The organism is Leifsonia sp. 71-9 (assembly GCF_001898805.1).
Classification (GTDB): Bacteria; Actinomycetota; Actinomycetes; order Actinomycetales; family Microbacteriaceae; genus Leifsonia.
The window spans coordinates 634,279-650,608 of the sequence record NZ_MKVJ01000017.1; the positions used below are offsets into that span (position 1 = coordinate 634,279).

Genomic DNA, 16,330 nt, shown 5'->3' on the forward strand with positions numbered 1-16,330 from the left:
CGTCCTTTTCGTGAGTGGTCATGCGGTTTCGGGGACGGACGCAGGAACACCGGCGGCCGTTCGGGTCGCGGTGTTCTTGGAGCGGAAGCCGCGTAGGCGGAGGCTGTTGCTCACCACGAACACACTGGAGAACGCCATCGCCGCTCCGGCGATCATCGGATTGAGCAGTCCGAACGCCGCCAGCGGAATCGCTGCGACGTTGTAGGCGAACGCCCAGAACAGATTGGTCTTGATGGTGCCCAGCGTCCGCCGGGCCAGCCGGACGGCGTCCGCGGCGGCCCGGAGGTCACCCCGGACCAAGGTGATGTCGGCGGCTTCGATGGCGACATCCGTACCGGTTCCCATCGCCAGTCCCAGGTCGGCGGTGGCCAGGGCTGCGGCGTCGTTGACGCCGTCGCCGACCATCGCCACGGTCTTGCCCTCGGCCTGCAGCCGGCGCACTGTGTCGGCCTTGTCCTGGGGGAGCACCTCGGCGATGACGGTCTCGATGCCCACTGTGCGGGCGACCTCGCGAGCGACGGTCGCGTTGTCTCCGGTGAGGAGGATGGGGGTGAGCCCGAGCTCTTTGAACGCGTCCACCGCTTCTCGGCTGGTCGGCTTGATCGCGTCCGCCACGACGAGTAGTCCTCGCGCTTTCCCGTCCCAGGCCACGCAGACGACGGTCTGCCCGGCAGCTTCGGCGGCGTTCTTGGCCGTTGCGAGGCTGTCGTCGAGCATCATGGACCAATCGTCTAGTAGCGACTGTCGGCCTACGAGCGTCAGGTGGCCGTCGACGATGCCCTGTACGCCGCGGCCTTCGATGTTCACGAAGGATTCCGGGTTGGGGAGGGTTCCGCTGCGGTCAGTGGCCGCGGCCGCGATGGCTTGGGCGATCGGATGCTCGGACGCGGCCTCAACGGCGCCGGCCATCCGCAGTAGCACGGACTCGTCGACGTCGGGCGCGGTGACGACCTGGAGCAATGTCATCTTCCCGGCGGTGACGGTTCCTGTCTTGTCCAGGACGATGGTGTCGACGGTGCGGGTGGACTCCAGCACTTCGGGTCCCTTGATCAGGATGCCGAGCTGCGCTCCGCGTCCCGTTCCGACCAGGAGCGCCGTCGGGGTGGCCAGTCCGAGCGCGCACGGGCAGGCGATGATCAGAACCGCCACGGCGGCCGTGAACGCTGCAGCGGTCGGATGGCCGGTGACCAACCAGGCGACCAGGGTGAGTGCGGCGATACCCAGAACGATCGGAACGAAGATGCCGGAGATGCGATCGGCGAGACGTTGCACTTCTGCTTTGCCGGGCTGGGCTTCCTCGACGAGCTTGGCCATCTGCGCAAGCTGAGTATCGCTTCCGATCCGGGTGGCTCGCACCAGGAGGCGGCCACCGGAGTTCACCGTTGCGCCGGCAACGGCGTCACCCAGTGTGACCTCCACGGGCACGGATTCGCCGGTGAGCAGCGACATGTCGATCGCGCTCGACCCGTCGACCACGACCCCATCGGTGGCGATCTTCTCGCCGGGTCGGACCACGAACTCGTCACCGGTCCGCAGCTTGTCGATCGGGAGGCGCACCTCCAGGCCGTCGCGGATGACCGCCACGTCCTTGGCGCCGAGCTCGAGGAGCGCCCGCAGTGCAGCGCCGGCCTGCCGCTTCGATCGCTTCTCGAAATAGCGGCCCGCGAGCACGAAGGTGGTGACTCCGGAGGCGACCTCGAGGTAGATGTTGCCGGCGCCGTCCGAGGCGGCCACTGTGAAGCTGAACCCGTGAGTCATCCCGGGCATCCCCGCCGTTCCGAAGAACAGGGCGTAGAGCGACCAGACGAACGCGGCCAGGGTTCCGATGGATACCAGGGTGTCCATGGTGGCCGCTCCATGGCGGGCGTTGATGAACGCCGCCTTGTGGAACGGCCACGCTCCCCACACCACGACCGGCGCCGCCAGCGTGAGCGAGAGCCACTGCCAGTACGTGAACTGCAGGGCTGGGATCATCGCCAATGCGATGACCGGGATCGACAGCGCGACGCTGCCGATCAGACGGTTCCGCAGTCCCGTCAGTTCCGGGTCGGCGTCCTTCGTGTCGCTTTCGGGTTCAACAGCCGGGAGTGCGGCTGTGTAGCCCGTCTTCTCCACTTCGGCGATCACGGTGGACACGTCCATGCCGTCCGGCAGGGACACTCGTGCCTTTTCGGTCGCGTAGTTCACCGTTGCGGTGACGCCGTCCAGGCGGTTCAGCTTTTTCTCGATGCGCATGGCGCACGACGCGCAGGTCATTCCGCCGACCTCGAGCTCGAGGGTGGCGGTGCTTGCTGCGGGCGAGGGAGAGGCTGTCATGTGGTGCTCCTCAGGTTCGGACGGCGGTGCGGTTCCTACTTTCGGACGGCGGCGTAACCGGCCTCGTCGACCGCGGCGAGTACGGCGGTGTCGTCCACGCCGGTTCCGGTGGTGACATGCAGAACGCCGTCGGTTGCGGACACCTTCACGTTGTCGACACCGGCGACCTGCGCCACCTCGGTGGACACTGCCCGCTCGCAGTGCTCGCAGGTCATTCCGGTCACCTGGTAGTCGATCGTTTCCATCAGTCCTCCATGAATACTGGGATACCCTCGGAGGGTATCGTCGTCTTCCAACATGATACCCTCCGAGGGTATTCCTGCAACCGGGATGTCCGCCGTCGCGCAACATAGTGGTGTTCGCAGCGGCTCTGTCCGTCGTTCGCAGATCGCCGGACTTCGCCTACGTCGGCGCTGCGATAGTCACTCTCATCGTCATCGACGTTTGGTGTCGCGCCAGTGTCCCGCTCAGGGGCCGAACGTCATCGGGCGATTCGTTCGTGATGCGCCCGAAAACCGGCCTGCGTCTCCGCTCTGCTCACGGGAGGTCGACCGGGACGTCGTGGGCGCGAGCGGCCGCTTGGACGGGTCACTGGATCATTCTTCAGCGGGCACCACCCACTCCGCCAGTTCTTCGACCTGCACCAGGATCGTGTCCCGGAGTTTCCGCACGCCGTCGAGGTCCCAGGTCGCCGGGTCGGGGAACTCCCACTGGACGAACTGGCCCGCGACAGGGCCGGGGAGTTCGAGCCCTGGCTTCATGGCGACGACGATGTCGGCGGTCGCCAAGTCGTCGACTGTCACGGCTCGGGGCTGCGCGTTGGAGCTGTCGATGCCGAGTTCGGCGAGAGCCTGAACGACGGGTTGGCTGGGGCTGTCGGCGGGGGCCGTGCCAGCGCTGGTGGCGTTGGCGCGGTCACCGGCGATGTGACGGAAGAGGTGGGAGCCGAGCTGGGAGCGGCCGGCGTTGTGGGTGCAGAGGAAGAGGACAGTTGGGGCGTCGTTCATACCGTGATCTCGGTTTCGATGGTGGCTCGTGTCCAGGCTTGGGTCGCCGCCTGGACAGCGTCCCACGGTGAGCCGAGTGGTGGCGTGTAGGAGAGGTCGAGGTCGCTGATCTGCTGGACGGTGAGGCCGGCGAAGAGCGCCGTCGCGTAGGTGTCGACGCGTTTGGCGGTCTCGGTGCCGAGGCGGCCGACGAGTTGGGCGCCGAGGAGGCGCCCGTTGTCGGCGTCTCCGGTGACGCGGATGCTGATGGGCTGGGCGCCCGGGTAGTAGCGCTTGTGGTCGTCGGCGGTGGTGTGGGTGGTGACGCTCTTGAGGCCGGTGGCGTGCGCTTCGTAGTCGCGGAGACCGGTTCGCGCGGCGACGAGGTCGAAGACCTTGACGACCTGGGTTCCGACGGAGCCGGCGAAGCGGGCGTCGCCGCCGATGGCGTTCTCCCCGGCCACGCGTCCCTGCTTGTGGGCGGTCGTCCCGAGGGGGAGGTAGGTGACGCCGAGCAGCCGGTGGTGGGTGACGACCCCGTCGCCGGCCGCGTAGACGTGAGGGATGCCGGTTCGCATGTGCTCGTCGACGACGACCGCGCGGCCGGCGCCGAGGGTGGCTCCGGCGGATTCCAGGAGCTGAGTGTTCGGACGGACACCGACGACGGCGAGCACGATGTCGGCTCGCAGGTCGACGGGCTGGCCGTCGTGGTCGGCGCGTACGAGCAGACCGTCCATGTCCTTCTCGACCGAGCGAACCACGGTGCGGGTGCGCACGTGCACGCCGTGGCTGGTGAGTTCCTCGTGGACGGAGGATCCGAGTTCCGGGTCGAGGGTGGAGAGGACTTCGGGCCCGCGTTGCAGGACGGTGACATCGATGCCGCGCGCGGTGAATCCTTCGGCCATCTCGAGACCGACGTAGCCGGCGCCGATGATGATCGCGGTGTGCGGGTCTCGTGCTTCCAGATCACTGTCAAGGGCGAATGTGTCGCCCATCGAGTGGATGACGTGCAGCCCATCGGCGGAGGTGAGCTGGTCGAGTCCGGCGATGCCCGCGTGCGAGGGGAGCGCGCCGGTGCCGACGATCAGCTCGTCGTAGCCGATCACCGACTCGCTTCCATCCGCCGCCCGGACGTTCAATCGCTGACCCGCGACGTCGATGCCGGTGGCGAGCGTGTTGAGCCTGAGGGACATCCCGGTGGCTTCGAGGTCCGCGTGGGTCCTGTGGGCGAGCGACTGCCACGGGCGCACGTCACCGGAGAAGTAGTACGGGATGCCGCAGATGGAGAAGTTCGGGTATTCGTCGGCGACGACGACGGTGACGTCGGTCGCCGGGTCGAGTTCGCGGGCGCGCAGCGCGGCGGAGATTCCGGCGTCGCTGCCGCCGATGGCGACGAGATGCATGAGACGGTTCCGTTCAGCGATCGGTGGTCTGCGGAATGACGACGTCCGCCGCGGCCTCGGCCAAGACCTTCTCAGAGCGGAACAGCGCCAAGGTGAGTCCGACGCCGATGACGGCGCCGACGAGTTGCGCGGCGATGAAGGGGAGGACGGACACCGGGGCGATACCGGCGAACGAGTCGGAGAAGATCCGCCCGATGGTGACGGCGGGGTTCGCGAACGAGGTGGAGCTGGTGAACCAGTAGGCGGCGCCGATGTACGCACCGATCGCGGGCGCGGCAGCAGCGCTGCGTCCGGTCCGGGAGAGCGCGAGGATCAGCATGATGAGTCCAGCCGTGGCGACGACTTCACCGAGAAGCGTCCCGGCGGTGACCCGCTCGGTTGTAGCGATACGGGTGGGAAGCTCGAACATCGCATTCGCGAGCAGAGCGCCGCTGATCGCGCCGACGACCTGCGCAAGAATGTATGCCCCCGCCTCGGCGAGGGTCAGTCCGCTGCGCGCGGGGCGGCCGACGATCCAGTCGACAAGGGACACGACCGGGTTGAAGTGGGCTCCGGAGACGGAGCCGAACACGAGGATCAGCACGGCGAGGCCGAAGGCCGTGGCGATGCTGTTTTCGAGCAACTGCAGGCCGGTGTCGTGGGAGAGCCTGCTGGCGGCGATCCCGGATCCGACGACGACCGTGACGAGGAGTCCGGTTCCGAGGAATTCGGCGAGCAGGCGAGAGAGAAGGCGCGTGTTCATCGGCTTCATCTTGACCCGTAGGAGATACCTCAGTCAACATTGAGGTAATGAACACTGGGCGAAATCTGTTGGAGACGCGAGCCGCGTTGCACGCGGCGCTCGCTGATCCACTGCGACTGCGAATCGTGGATCTTCTCGTGCTCGGCGACCTGACTCCGGGAGAGCTCGTCGCACAGCTGGCGGTCTCCACCAATCTGCTCGCGCACCACCTCGCGGTCCTGGAGCGTGAAGGCATCATCGTGCGCGAGCGTTCGGAGGGCGATCGCCGCAGGACGTACGTGCGCTTGCAGCCGGCCGCGCTCACTGCGCTGGGGCCGTCTGCGGATGCTGCCGCGCGTCGGGTCGTGTTCGTGTGCACGGCGAACTCGGCGCGGTCTCAGTTGGCGGAGGCGCTCTGGTCGCGCTCCAGCAATGTCCCGGCCGTGTCCGCGGGGACGCACCCGGCACCCGGCGTCGCGGAGGGCGCGGTGCAGGTCGCAGCGCGACATGGTGTCGTCCTGGCGGGACGACCGAAGCTGTACGCCGATGTCGTTGAGGCAGGTGACTATGTGATCACGGTTTGCGACCGAGCGCACGAGGAACTCGGGCTGGGCGATGCTCACTGGTCGATTCCCGACCCGGTGCCGGACGGCAGCTCGAAAGCGTTCGAGTTGGCCTTCGAAGAGCTCGCGCGACGGATTGACTCCTTCGCCGCACATCTGATGCCGAGCTAGCTTGTCCGCATCGGAGCCAACGCGGCACCTCTACAAAAAACTACAGACCTCATCAGAGCTGCAGGCGTTCGTCGAGCAATGAACGGCATGATCGTGCAGTGACGCGAGGCTCCCGCGAAGCTCCTGCAATTGCTCAATCTGTCGGTCGATCTCGGTCAAGCGTTCGGCGAGAAGCTCACGGACGTGTCCGCAGGGCGCCTGACCTTGGTCGCGAATCTCAAGGATCGTGCGGATCTGGGCCAGTGTCAGCCCGGCGGCCTTGCCGCGGTGGATGAAATCGATCCGTTGGATCGAGTCGTGCGTGTAATCGCGGTAGCCGACCGTGGTTCGCTCGGCTTGTGGGAGTAGACCTTGCGCCTCGTAGAACCGGAGCGTCTTGGCGGTCGTGCCGACTGTCTCAGCGAGTTCCCCGATCCGCATTGTGGCCTCCTACGAGTCGCCCGGACTGCGTCCGGCCCTTGACCTTCCCCTGCGCTGGAAGGTCGAGAGTGACACTACCAAGTACGAATCCAGGCCTGGAGGAATCAGGATGCCATCCAAGTACGACCTTGCAGTAATCGGCTCGGGAGGGGCCGCGTTCGCCGCCGCGATCCGAGCTACGACGCTTGGTAAGACGGTTGTGATGATCGAACGCGGAACTTTCGGCGGAACGTGCATCAATACCGGGTGCGTGCCGTCCAAGGCCCTCATCGCAGCTGCCGAAGCTCGTCACGTCGCGGCAGACGCGAGTTACCGATTTCCAGGGATCACTACCAGTGCCGGGCCGGTCGACGTTCCCAAGCTGATCGACGGTAAGCAGGAGCTTGTTGAGCATCTGCGGGGCGAAAAGTACGTCGACGTCGCCGATCATTACGGTTGGCAGATCAGACAGGGCGAGGCGGCGTTCGCGGGAACGCCGGAAGCCCCGGTTCTTCAGATCACCACCTCCAGCGGCGAAATCGAAGCTATCGAGGCGGGACACTATCTCGTTGCCACGGGCTCAGAGCCTTGGGCTCCGCCGATCGACGGTTTGGAGAATACAGGCTTTTTGACCTCGACCACTGCCATGGAGATGACGGAACTGCCTGATTCGATGCTCATCCTCGGCGGCGGATACGTCGCTCTCGAGCAGGCTCAGCTCTTCTCACGGCTCGGCGTGCAGGTCACCCTTCTGGTGCGCTCGCGCCTGGCTTCGAAGGAGGAGCCGGAGGTTTCCAAAATCCTTGAACAGGTCTTCGCGGACGAGGGCATAAGGGTGGTGCGCCGCGCGGTGCCGGTGCGGGTGGCCCGTGACGCAGTGACCAGGCAGGTGACCGTGACCGCGGTCGTGTCGGGCGGTGAACGGGAGTTCACCGCTGACCAGCTCATGGTCGCTCTCGGTCGGCGGCCAGTTACGAGTCGGCTCAACCTCGACACAGTAGGAGTCGAGGCCGGCGAAAAGGGAGAGATCGTTGTCAACGATCGACTGCGGTCCTCCCACCCACGGGTCTGGGCGGCCGGCGATGTGACGGGGCACCCGGAATTCGTGTACGTCGCAGCGGCCCATGGCACGCTGGTCGCCGAGAACGCCCTGGCCGGCTCTGATCGCGCCATCGACTATTCGCGGCTGCCTCGGGTGACCTTCACCAGCCCCGCCGTGGGCTCGGTCGGGATGACTGAGCGGGACGCGATTTCGGCGGGTGTTCGCTGCGCCTGCAGAGTCCTGCCGCTCAAGTACGTGACGCGTGCTCTGGTCAACCGCGACGTTCGCGGCTTCATCAAGATGGTCGCGAACGCGGAGACTGGCGAAATCCTCGGTCTGACCGCGGTCTCGCAGGACGCCGGCGAACTCGCAGCCGCCGGCGTGTACGTGCTTGGCAAGACGATCGATGAGGTCGCCGACGCGTGGGCTCCCTACTTGACGATGGCGGAAGGAATTCGCATCGTGGCCAAGGCATTCACTACCGACGTCTCGATGCTGTCCTGCTGCGCCTGATATCCAGGCTCGAAGTGGTTCCTGCCATTCATCCTGCTCATGGATGTCGAGTCATCCGATCCCGCCGCGACAAGCGGCTGGACCAGCTGGTTCACGGTGCCGTCGTTAGCACCTTCGAGACGCGCTCCAGGCTTCCTGGGACGAGCTTGTAGTACGACCAGGTGCCACGCTTCGACCGGGTGATGTAGCCCGCCTCCAGCAGCAGCTTGAGGTGGTGTGAAACCGTCGGCTGGCTGAGCCCGATCGGTTCGGTCAGATCGCAGACGCACGCTTCCTGGCCCTCCGAGTTGGCCACGATCGAGAGCAGGCGAAGTCGGGTCGGGTCGCCGAGAGCCTTGAACGCCGTCGCCATCGACTCCGCCTCGTCGAGGGAGAGGGTCTCGCTCGTCACAGGAGTGCAGCAGGCGTTCACGGGTGTGATCGGGAGTGCTTCGAGAACGGCCATGCGACTAGTGTACCCGTACATTGACAGATTTCGATGAAGCAGGCACACTGTAAATCGAAAACCTTCGATGAATGGAAAAGCACGGATGACTCTCGTCGACCTCACCGCCCCCACGGTCCGCAGCAGCCGTCTCGACGGACTCCCGGTGGCGATCATCGGCGCCGGCCCGATCGGGCTCGCCGCTGCCTCCCATCTGGTCGAACGGGGCATCCCGTTCGAGATCTACGAGACCGGAGATGCCTCCGGCCACACCGTCTCGCAGTGGGCGCACATCCGCTTCTTCTCCCCGTGGAAGATGCTCGTTGATCCCGCTGCCGGCCGACTCCTGGCTGACACCGGGTGGACAGTTCCCGACGAGAAGAAGCTGCCCACCGGCGGCCAATTCCTGGACGAGTACCTTGCGCCGCTGGCTGCGCTCGACTCAATCCGTCCGCACATCCACTACGCAGTCACGGTCACCGACGTCAGCCGCGAGGGCATGGACCGCACCCGCAGCGCCGGCCGCGCCGACACGCCCTTCCTGCTCCGCACCAGCGATGAGGACGGCGTGCGGGAGGTCACGGCCCGAGCCGTCATCGACGCATCCGGCACGTACCTGACCCCGAACAGTCTCGCCTCCTCCGGACTCGACCCGCTCGGGCTGCCGGCCGTCGCCGAGCATGTCTCGCACGCGCTCCCGGATGTGGTCGGGCGCGAGCGCGACCGGTTCGCCGGCAAGCGCGTCACCGTCGTCGGCGCAGGCCACTCCGCAGCGAACACGCTCTTGAACCTCGCCGCTCTCAGGCGCGAGGTGCCGGAGACGCAGATCAGCTGGCTGATCCGCAACGCCAGCGCCGTCCGGGTCACCACCTCGGACGACGACCAGCTGATCGAGCGCGCCGCCATCGGCAAGCGCGTCGACCGCCTCATCGACACCGGCAAAATCCAGCAGCTCGACCGGTTCGAGATCCTCCGCCTCGCCCCCATCGACGGCGGACTCCGCCTGATCGGGCAGCGAGCGGGCGAACGCGTCGAACACGACACTGACATCGTGGTGAACGCGACCGGGTTCCGGCCCGATCTGGACATGCTGCGCGAGATCAGGTTGGACCTGGATGACATCGTGGAGGCGCCGGCCCGGCTGGCGCCCCTGATCGACCCCAACATCCACTCCTGCGGTACCGTCGAGCCGCACGGCTTCGCCGAGCTGCAGCAGCCCGAGCCCAACTTCTTCCTCGCCGGGATGAAGTCCTACGGCCGCGCCCCGACGTTCCTCCTCGCCACCGGCTACGAGCAGGTTCGCTCAATCACCGCCTACCTCGCCGGCGACATCGCCTCCGCGACGAACGTGCAACTCGTGCTGCCGGCCACGGGCGTGTGCTCCACCGGCGCGAGCGGTTCCTCCTGCTGCTCGTAATGAAGAAGGTGACCGACATGGAGTGCTGCGACCCGACCGTCTGCGACCCGTCCGCTTGCGAAGACTGCTGCTAACCCGTTCCATAGACTTGTGTCTATGAACAAGACGGCCGCCGATCCCGCTGGACTGCAAAGCCTCAAGCGCATCAGCGATCCCACCCGCGCTGCCCTCCTCCGAATCATCCTCGATTCCGAGGAGGGCAGAGGTTCCGTGACCCGGATGGCCGAGAGCCTCGGCCTCACCCAGCCCACCGTCTCGCACCACCTGCGGATGCTCAAGAACGAGGGCCTGGTCGAGCGCGAACAGATCGGCCGCACAGCGTGGTACTCGATCACACCCTCCCAGCTCGACCGCGTCGCCAACCTGGTCCGAGACGGCGAGACACGCGATGACACGGCCGCGCTGGAGCGAATCGTCGCCGACCTGACGACACGATACCGAGGGGTGCTGGCACCGGAGACCGTCAATTTGTATGTCCACGACAGCTACCGGATGCTGGGCGAGCGCGATGGATCCCATCCGACCCGAGCGTCGCAGACCAGCAGCTTCACCATCGATCGGCTCGACGCGCTCCTGCGGGCCGACGAATCGACCCACACAGTGCCGGAAGTGCTGTTCGTGTGCGTGCAGAACGCCGGCCGCTCCCAGCTCGCCTCGGCCATCCTCCGCCAGCTGGCCGGGGACCGGGTGATCGTCCGCACCGCCGGCTCGGAGCCGGCGGAGGCCGTGCGGTCGACGATCGTGAGCGTGCTGGACGAGATCGGCACGCCGCTCGGTGGCGAGTTCCCCAAGCCGCTGACTGATGAAGCGGTGCGGGCGGCGGACTACGTGATCACGATGGGCTGCGGCGACGCCTGCCCGATCTACCCGGGCCGCGAATACCTCGACTGGGACATTCCCGACCCCGTCGGTCAGCCGATCGCTCGCGTGCGCGAGATCCGCAACGACATCGAGGGCCGCGTCCGTGACCTTCTCGAGCGGATCGAAAAGTGAACGATTGCCGAACTCGGCGATAGGCGATTGGAATAAGCATTGATCTACATCTATGCTTATGGAAGACCGTTGAGAACCGAGGAGAACCATGTCCGAGACCACCCCCACCGTCCTGTTCGTCTGTGTCCACAACGCCGGCCGCTCCCAGATGGCCGCGGGCTTCATGCGTGAGCTCTCCGGAGGTCGCGTCGAGGTGCTCTCCGCCGGCTCCGAGCCGAAGGACCAGATCAACCCGGTCGCCGTGCAGGTCATGGCCGAGGAAGGCATCGACATCGCGGGCGAGCAGCCCAAGATCCTCACCACCGATGCGGTGAAGGAGTCCGACGTTGTGATCACGATGGGCTGCGGCAACACCTGCCCGATCTTCCCCGGCAAGCGCTACGAGGACTGGGACCTCACCGACCCCGCCGGCCGCCCGGTCGAGGAGGTCCGCCCGATCCGTGACGACATCAAGCAGCGCGTCGAGACCCTGCTCGCTGAACTGCTGCCCGCGGCGGTGTGACGATCATGACCATCGACGCAACGGGGCGCCGTAGCCAGCCCGAGCTGGCCTATCCGGAAGCGTACCTTCGTCGGCTCGCCGACGACCTCGCCGCCAAGTTCGACGGAGTGTTCAACCGTGAGACGGTGGAGCGCTATGTCCTGGAGTCCTACACCGCGCTGCTCCGCACCGCGAAGGTCAAGGCGCATCTGACGACGCGCACGATCCACTTCGCGACGGAGCGGCTGACCGCCCTGGCTCAGGCCAAGGGTGCACTGCCGGTGATCTGGCCCGAGGTGCTGTTCGTGTGCGAGCAGAACGCTGGGCGTTCCCAGATGGCGGCCGTCCTCACCGAGCACCTGTCCTCGGGGCGGGTCCATGTTCGCTCCGCCGGTTCGATGCCCGCGCACGACCTGAACCCGGCAGTCGTCGAAGTGATGACAGAGGTGGGGTTGGACATGAGCCGCGAGTTCCCGAAGCCCCTGACCGATGACGTGGTGCAGGCCGCAGACGTCGTTGTCACGATGGGGTGCGGTGACGCCTGCCCGATCTACCCCGGCAAGCGCTATCAGAATTGGGAGCTCGCCGACCCGCAGGATCAGCCGATCGAGGCTGTGCGGGCGATTCGCAATGAGGTAGAGCAGCACGTGCGCGAGCTGCTGACGAGTCTGGAGGTGACGCCCGCGTGAGCGTCGAGAACGTTGTCGTCATCGGCTCCGGTCCCGCCGGCTACACCGCCGCGATCTACTTGGCCCGCGCCGGCCTGGACCCGATCGTGCTGACCAGCTCGGTCGAGCTCGGCGGCGCGCTGATGAACACCACCGAGGTCGAGAACTTCCCCGGCTTCATCGACGGCATCCAGGGCCCTGACCTGATGGAGAACCTGCGCCAGCAGGCCGAACGCTTCGGCGCCCGCCTCGTCTACGACGACGCGACCGCGGTCGACCTGACCGGCGAGATCAAGACGATCTCCACCGGAAACGGCGACACCTACCAGGCGCACGCCGTCGTCCTCGCGATGGGCTCGGCGCATCGCAAGCTCGGCATCGAGGGAGAGGACCGGCTCTCCGGGTACGGGATCTCCTGGTGCGCGACCTGCGACGGCGCGTTCTTCAAGAACCAGGACATCGCGGTTGCCGGTGGCGGCGACTCGGCGCTGGAGGAGGCCATGTTCCTCACCCGGTTCGCCAACTCGGTGACCCTCATCCACCGCCGGGATGCCTTGCGTGCATCGAAGATCATGCAGGACCGGGCTCAGCAGAACCCCAAGATCAACATCCGCTGGAACACGCAGATCGCCGAAGCCCACGGCGACGGCAAGCTGAACGGGCTCACTGTCCGCGACACTGTAACCGGCGAGCCGGCAACCCTGGACGCGACCGGCCTGTTCGTCGCGATCGGGCACGACCCGCGCAGCGCACTGGTCGCCGGTCAGATCGATCTGGACGCCGACGGCTACGTCAAGGTCGCTCACCCGACTACCGCGACAAACGTGCCCGGCGTGTTCGCCTGCGGGGATCTCGTCGACCGCCGATACCGGCAAGCGATCACCGCCGCAGGAACCGGGTGTGCCGCTGCCCTCGACGCCCAACATTACCTCGCAGGACGCACCCCCAGAGTGGTTCAGCCAGCAGCCGTCACAATGTGACCGCGGCCGAGAAGGATTGGCGTTTGTTCGCCCGCCCCTCGTACGGCGAATTACGAGACGTGCGATCCCGGCGTCGTTGGCGAGAGACCCTGACGGGGAATCACCAGCCGACGTGATTGCGGCACGGGGTGCTCCGGTACCACGGATCGTGTGTCCGCAGCGCGTCATGGGGCGGACGCACCGGCGGTGCGGACCGGCAAGGGAAGGATTACGCCCGACACCTGGCGCTAGCTACCTTCCCGCACGGCGTTTCAGGCCAGCGTCATGAAGAGTTTCTGGAGTTCGTCGACGGTGATCGGGTCGGAGGTGTCGTCGGGGTCGGTGAGGCACTTCTGCATGGCCGTGGAGATGATCTGGAACCCGGCCTTGTCGAGCGCGCTCGAGACCGCCGCCAGCTGGATGACGACGTCTCGGCATTTGCCGCCGTTCTCGACGGCGGCGATGACGGCGTTGAGCTGTCCTTGTGCGCGGCGCAGCCGGTTGAGGACGGGTTTGATATCGGCGGCTGTCGTGGCCACGGTGGTCTTCTTTCTCGATGGTGAGAATGGTGTCGAGGGTGGAGCGGGTGCGTCGCGGTACCCGCCAGGGTATCGCTTCGCGCTCAGGCCGGGGCCTTCGCGGCGGCGAGCTGGGTGGGGTCGATGGCGCGGATCTGACCGATCAGGTCCTCCAGGTCGCGGGCGGGGAGGGCGCCGGGCTGCGAGAACACAAGCACGCCGTCGCGGAACGCCATCAGCGTGGGGATGGAGGTGATCCGTGCGGCGGCCGCGAGCTCCTGCTCAGCCTCCGTGTCGACCTTGCCGAACGTGATGTCGGGGTGCTTCTCGGACGCCGCCTCGAACACTGGGGCGAACGAGCGGCACGGCCCGCACCAGGCGGCCCAGAAGTCGAGCAGCACGATGCCGTTCTGCTCGATCGTCTCTTTGAGGGTGTCGGCGGTGAGCACGGTCGTGCTCATGCTCAGTCCCTCCCGAAGAGGCGCCCGAAGAACCCTCCTCCAGTCGCGGCGGCCTTCTCGGCGTCGGTGTGGGTGCCGTTGCACCACTGGCTCGCGGGCACCTGCCGGCGCACGTCGGAGACGTGCTGGCCGCAGCCGCTCCAGGTGGTCTTGCCGCAGACTTTGCAGGTGGCGGGGTAGCACATGGGGGTGGTTCTCTCTTCCTTCGAGGTTCGCCGGGGGTGTTTAGCTATACCCCCGTCCGTATAGTACGATACCGGGGAGGGTATGCCAAAGAGCCTTCAGGAGGTAACCAGGATGAAGACGGTTATCGTCGGCGGAGTCGCCGGGGGAATGTCTGCTGCGACACGGCTGCGTCGGCTCGACGAGGTGGCGGAGATCGTCGTGTTCGAGCGCGGCCCCTACGTCTCGTACGCCAACTGCGGGCTGCCGTACTACGTCGGCGGCGTGATCCGCGACCGGTCCTCGCTTCTTCTGCAGACGCCGCAGTCGCTGGCGTCGCGCTTCCGGCTCGACGTGCGCACGGGTCACGAGGTCATCGGCATCGACCCCGCAGCGCGCACCGTCTCGGTGCTCGACCTGGCCGACGGCGAGCTCATGACCGAGAGCTACGACCGGCTGATCCTCGCCGTCGGCGCGTCTGCGCGCGAGGCGGCCGGGCACCCGGGCATCCCGACGCACACCCTCCGCACGGTGGAGGACGTCGACGCGATCGGCGTGCTGGTCGACGCCGCGGCCGACAACCCGTCGGCACTCGTCGTCGGCGGCGGCTTCATCGGCCTCGAGGCCGTCGAGAACCTGGTGCACCGCGGCATCCACGTCACCCTCATCCAGCGGGGCGAGCAGATCCTGACCCCGCTCGACCCCGAGATGGTCGCCCCGCTCGAGGCGCAGCTGCGGAGCCACGGTGTCGACGTGCGCACCTCGGTCACGATCGACTCGGTGGAGGCCGGGCGCGTCCTCCTCGACGACGGCACCAGTCTGCGACCGGACTTCATCATCGACGCCTCCGGGGTCGTGCCAAGCGTCGACCTGGCCCAGGTGGCGGGCCTGCGCCTCGGCCCGACGGGAGGCATCGCCGTCGACGCCGATAACCGCACGAGCGACCCCGGCATCTTCGCCGTCGGCGACGGTGTGGAGAAGGTCGACGCCCTCAGCGGCGAGCCCGCGCTCGTGACCATGGCGGGCCTCGCGAATCGGCACGGCCGCTCGGTCGCCGACGTCATCGTCGGACGCGACGAGCGGAACACGCCTGCGCTCGGCACCGCGATCGTGAAGGTGTTCGACACCGTCGCCGCCAAGGTCGGCTGGAGCGAGCGGCAGCTCGTCGCCACTGGTCGCGCCCACCGAGCCATCCACACCCACCCCGCCTCGCACGCAACGTACTACCCGGGCGCGCAGACCATGTCCGTGAAGCTCCTCGTCGACCCGGGAAGCGACGCCATCCTTGGCGCGCAGATCGTCGGCGGCGAGGGGGTCGACAAGCGCATCGACGTGATCGCCGTCGCCATGGCCGGTAGGATCACCGCCTCCGGCCTCGCCCGCCTCGAGCTTGCCTACGCACCCCAGTTCGGCTCCGCCAAAGACCCCGTCAACCAACTCGGGTACGTCGCAGACAACCTCCGCACCGGCGCAACCCGGGCGATCCAGTGGCACGAGCTCGACGCGGCCGTTGCCGCCGGAGCCACTCTCGTCGACGTCCGCACGCCTCGCGAGCACGCCGCGGGCAGCATCCCGGGCGCGGTCAACATTCCCGTCGACGACCTCCGCGAGCGACTCGGGGAGCTGCCCGACGCGCCGCTTGTCGTGCACTGTCAGGTGGGCCAGCGCGGCCACACGGCCGCGCGCATCCTGGCCCAGCATGGCCGTGACGTCGTCAATCTCGACGGCGGCTATCGCACTTGGGCCGCCGGAGCCACGACGACGGTTCGGCGGTCGGTCGCCGCCTGAACGGCACGCAGAGGACGTCCCGACTGCCGCGGTCACCGCGCTCGCCGGGCTGCCTCGGGCAGGTCGAAGAGTGGCGGCCTGTCCGAAACGCAGCAGCCGATCTCGCAGGAGATACGCCGGTCGCGGGCGTCGGAGATCGGCTGGATGCCCCCTGTGCGCCCCGGCGCTGATGACGACGTGAGGAGCCGCCTGCGGCGGCGCTGCACCGGCTGCCTTGTTTGTCTTTCCGTCGGCCGATCGTAGCTCGCTCCCGGTTCTCCGTGCCGGGCTTTCGACGCTTCTATGTTTGTCAACTTGTCTCGGGTGCGGCGTAGAGGGTGTTGAGGGTCCGATAGAGGTGTCGGG

General features: G+C 67.0%; 18 protein-coding genes. 8 read left to right on the forward strand and 10 right to left on the reverse strand.

The window, feature by feature from the left end:
• Nucleotides 1–18: 18 nt before the first annotated feature.
• The 5 genes from BGO91_RS12745 to BGO91_RS12765 all read right to left on the reverse strand — a co-directional run bounded on the left by BGO91_RS12745 (nucleotide 19) and on the right by BGO91_RS12765 (nucleotide 5,447).
• Complete coding sequence (locus BGO91_RS12745) at nucleotides 19–2,316, reverse strand: cation-translocating P-type ATPase (protein WP_290473116.1); 2,298 nt, start codon at nucleotides 2,314–2,316, stop codon at nucleotides 19–21.
• Between the two features lie 35 nt (nucleotides 2,317–2,351).
• The gene (locus tag BGO91_RS12750; protein WP_290473117.1) at nucleotides 2,352–2,561 is read right to left on the reverse strand and encodes a heavy-metal-associated domain-containing protein; all 210 of its coding nucleotides are present in this window, start codon (nucleotides 2,559–2,561) and stop codon (nucleotides 2,352–2,354) included.
• Nucleotides 2,562–2,912: 351 nt separating this feature from the next.
• Nucleotides 2,913–3,323: a low molecular weight phosphatase family protein gene (locus BGO91_RS12755; protein ID WP_290473118.1), complete on the reverse strand. Its 411-nt coding sequence runs from the start codon at nucleotides 3,321–3,323 to the stop codon at nucleotides 2,913–2,915.
• Nucleotides 3,320–4,705, reverse strand: coding sequence for an FAD-dependent oxidoreductase (locus BGO91_RS12760; protein WP_290473119.1), 1,386 nt, complete (start codon nucleotides 4,703–4,705; stop codon nucleotides 3,320–3,322). The genes BGO91_RS12755 and BGO91_RS12760 overlap by 4 nt, the downstream gene beginning before the upstream one ends.
• Nucleotides 4,706–4,718: 13 nt before the next feature.
• Nucleotides 4,719–5,447, reverse strand: a complete 729-nt coding sequence (locus BGO91_RS12765; protein ID WP_290473120.1) for an MIP/aquaporin family protein — start codon at nucleotides 5,445–5,447, stop codon at nucleotides 4,719–4,721.
• Between the two features lie 47 nt (nucleotides 5,448–5,494).
• On the opposite strand from BGO91_RS12765, the gene BGO91_RS12770 reads away from it, so the two are divergent.
• Nucleotides 5,495–6,160, forward strand: a complete 666-nt coding sequence (locus tag BGO91_RS12770) for an ArsR family transcriptional regulator (RefSeq protein WP_290473121.1) — start codon at nucleotides 5,495–5,497, stop codon at nucleotides 6,158–6,160.
• 30 nt (nucleotides 6,161–6,190) lie between these two features.
• Here the strand turns inward: BGO91_RS12770 and BGO91_RS12775 are convergent, their stop codons facing one another.
• A complete protein-coding gene (locus BGO91_RS12775; protein WP_290473122.1) occupies nucleotides 6,191–6,580 on the reverse strand; it encodes a heavy metal-responsive transcriptional regulator in 390 nt (129 codons plus the stop codon).
• A gap of 109 nt (nucleotides 6,581–6,689) precedes the next feature.
• On the opposite strand from BGO91_RS12775, the gene merA reads away from it, so the two are divergent.
• A complete protein-coding gene (merA, locus tag BGO91_RS12780) occupies nucleotides 6,690–8,114 on the forward strand; it encodes a mercury(II) reductase (protein WP_290473123.1) in 1,425 nt (474 codons plus the stop codon).
• A 91-nt stretch (nucleotides 8,115–8,205) separates the two neighbouring features.
• Here the strand turns inward: merA and BGO91_RS12785 are convergent, their stop codons facing one another.
• Nucleotides 8,206–8,559, reverse strand: a complete 354-nt coding sequence (locus BGO91_RS12785; RefSeq protein ID WP_290473124.1) for a metalloregulator ArsR/SmtB family transcription factor — start codon at nucleotides 8,557–8,559, stop codon at nucleotides 8,206–8,208.
• Between the two features lie 85 nt (nucleotides 8,560–8,644).
• Here BGO91_RS12785 and BGO91_RS12790 point away from each other — a divergent pair, with 85 nt between their 5' ends.
• From BGO91_RS12790 to trxB, 5 genes are all read left to right on the forward strand, one after another.
• Nucleotides 8,645–9,955, forward strand: a complete 1,311-nt coding sequence (locus BGO91_RS12790; RefSeq protein ID WP_290473125.1) for an NAD(P)-binding domain-containing protein — start codon at nucleotides 8,645–8,647, stop codon at nucleotides 9,953–9,955.
• A 96-nt stretch (nucleotides 9,956–10,051) separates the two neighbouring features.
• Nucleotides 10,052–10,948, forward strand: a complete 897-nt coding sequence (locus tag BGO91_RS12795) for a metalloregulator ArsR/SmtB family transcription factor (protein ID WP_290473126.1) — start codon at nucleotides 10,052–10,054, stop codon at nucleotides 10,946–10,948.
• Nucleotides 10,949–11,036: 88 nt separating this feature from the next.
• Nucleotides 11,037–11,450 (forward strand): arsenate reductase ArsC, encoded by a 414-nt coding sequence (locus BGO91_RS12800; RefSeq protein WP_290473127.1) that lies wholly within the window; start codon nucleotides 11,037–11,039, stop codon nucleotides 11,448–11,450.
• 5 nt (nucleotides 11,451–11,455) lie between these two features.
• Nucleotides 11,456–12,118, forward strand: a complete 663-nt coding sequence (locus BGO91_RS12805) for a three-helix bundle dimerization domain-containing protein (protein ID WP_290473128.1) — start codon at nucleotides 11,456–11,458, stop codon at nucleotides 12,116–12,118.
• On the forward strand, nucleotides 12,115–13,077 hold the full coding sequence (trxB, locus tag BGO91_RS12810; protein WP_290473129.1) for a thioredoxin-disulfide reductase: 963 nt from the start codon (nucleotides 12,115–12,117) through the stop codon (nucleotides 13,075–13,077). The genes BGO91_RS12805 and trxB overlap by 4 nt, the downstream gene beginning before the upstream one ends.
• A gap of 251 nt (nucleotides 13,078–13,328) precedes the next feature.
• On the opposite strand, the gene BGO91_RS12815 is transcribed toward trxB, so the two are convergent.
• The 3 genes from BGO91_RS12815 to BGO91_RS12825 all read right to left on the reverse strand — a co-directional run bounded on the left by BGO91_RS12815 (nucleotide 13,329) and on the right by BGO91_RS12825 (nucleotide 14,220).
• Nucleotides 13,329–13,595, reverse strand: a complete 267-nt coding sequence (locus BGO91_RS12815) for a metal-sensitive transcriptional regulator (RefSeq protein WP_290473130.1) — start codon at nucleotides 13,593–13,595, stop codon at nucleotides 13,329–13,331.
• Nucleotides 13,596–13,678: 83 nt separating this feature from the next.
• The gene (gene trxA / locus BGO91_RS12820) at nucleotides 13,679–14,035 is read right to left on the reverse strand and encodes a thioredoxin (RefSeq protein ID WP_290473131.1); all 357 of its coding nucleotides are present in this window, start codon (nucleotides 14,033–14,035) and stop codon (nucleotides 13,679–13,681) included.
• Between the two features lie 2 nt (nucleotides 14,036–14,037).
• Complete coding sequence (locus BGO91_RS12825; RefSeq protein WP_290473132.1) at nucleotides 14,038–14,220, reverse strand: hypothetical protein; 183 nt, start codon at nucleotides 14,218–14,220, stop codon at nucleotides 14,038–14,040.
• 112 nt (nucleotides 14,221–14,332) lie between these two features.
• Between BGO91_RS12825 and BGO91_RS12830 the strand changes: the two genes are divergently transcribed.
• The gene (locus tag BGO91_RS12830) at nucleotides 14,333–15,985 is read left to right on the forward strand and encodes an FAD-dependent oxidoreductase (RefSeq protein WP_290473133.1); all 1,653 of its coding nucleotides are present in this window, start codon (nucleotides 14,333–14,335) and stop codon (nucleotides 15,983–15,985) included.
• The last annotated feature ends 345 nt before the right edge of the window (nucleotides 15,986–16,330 follow it).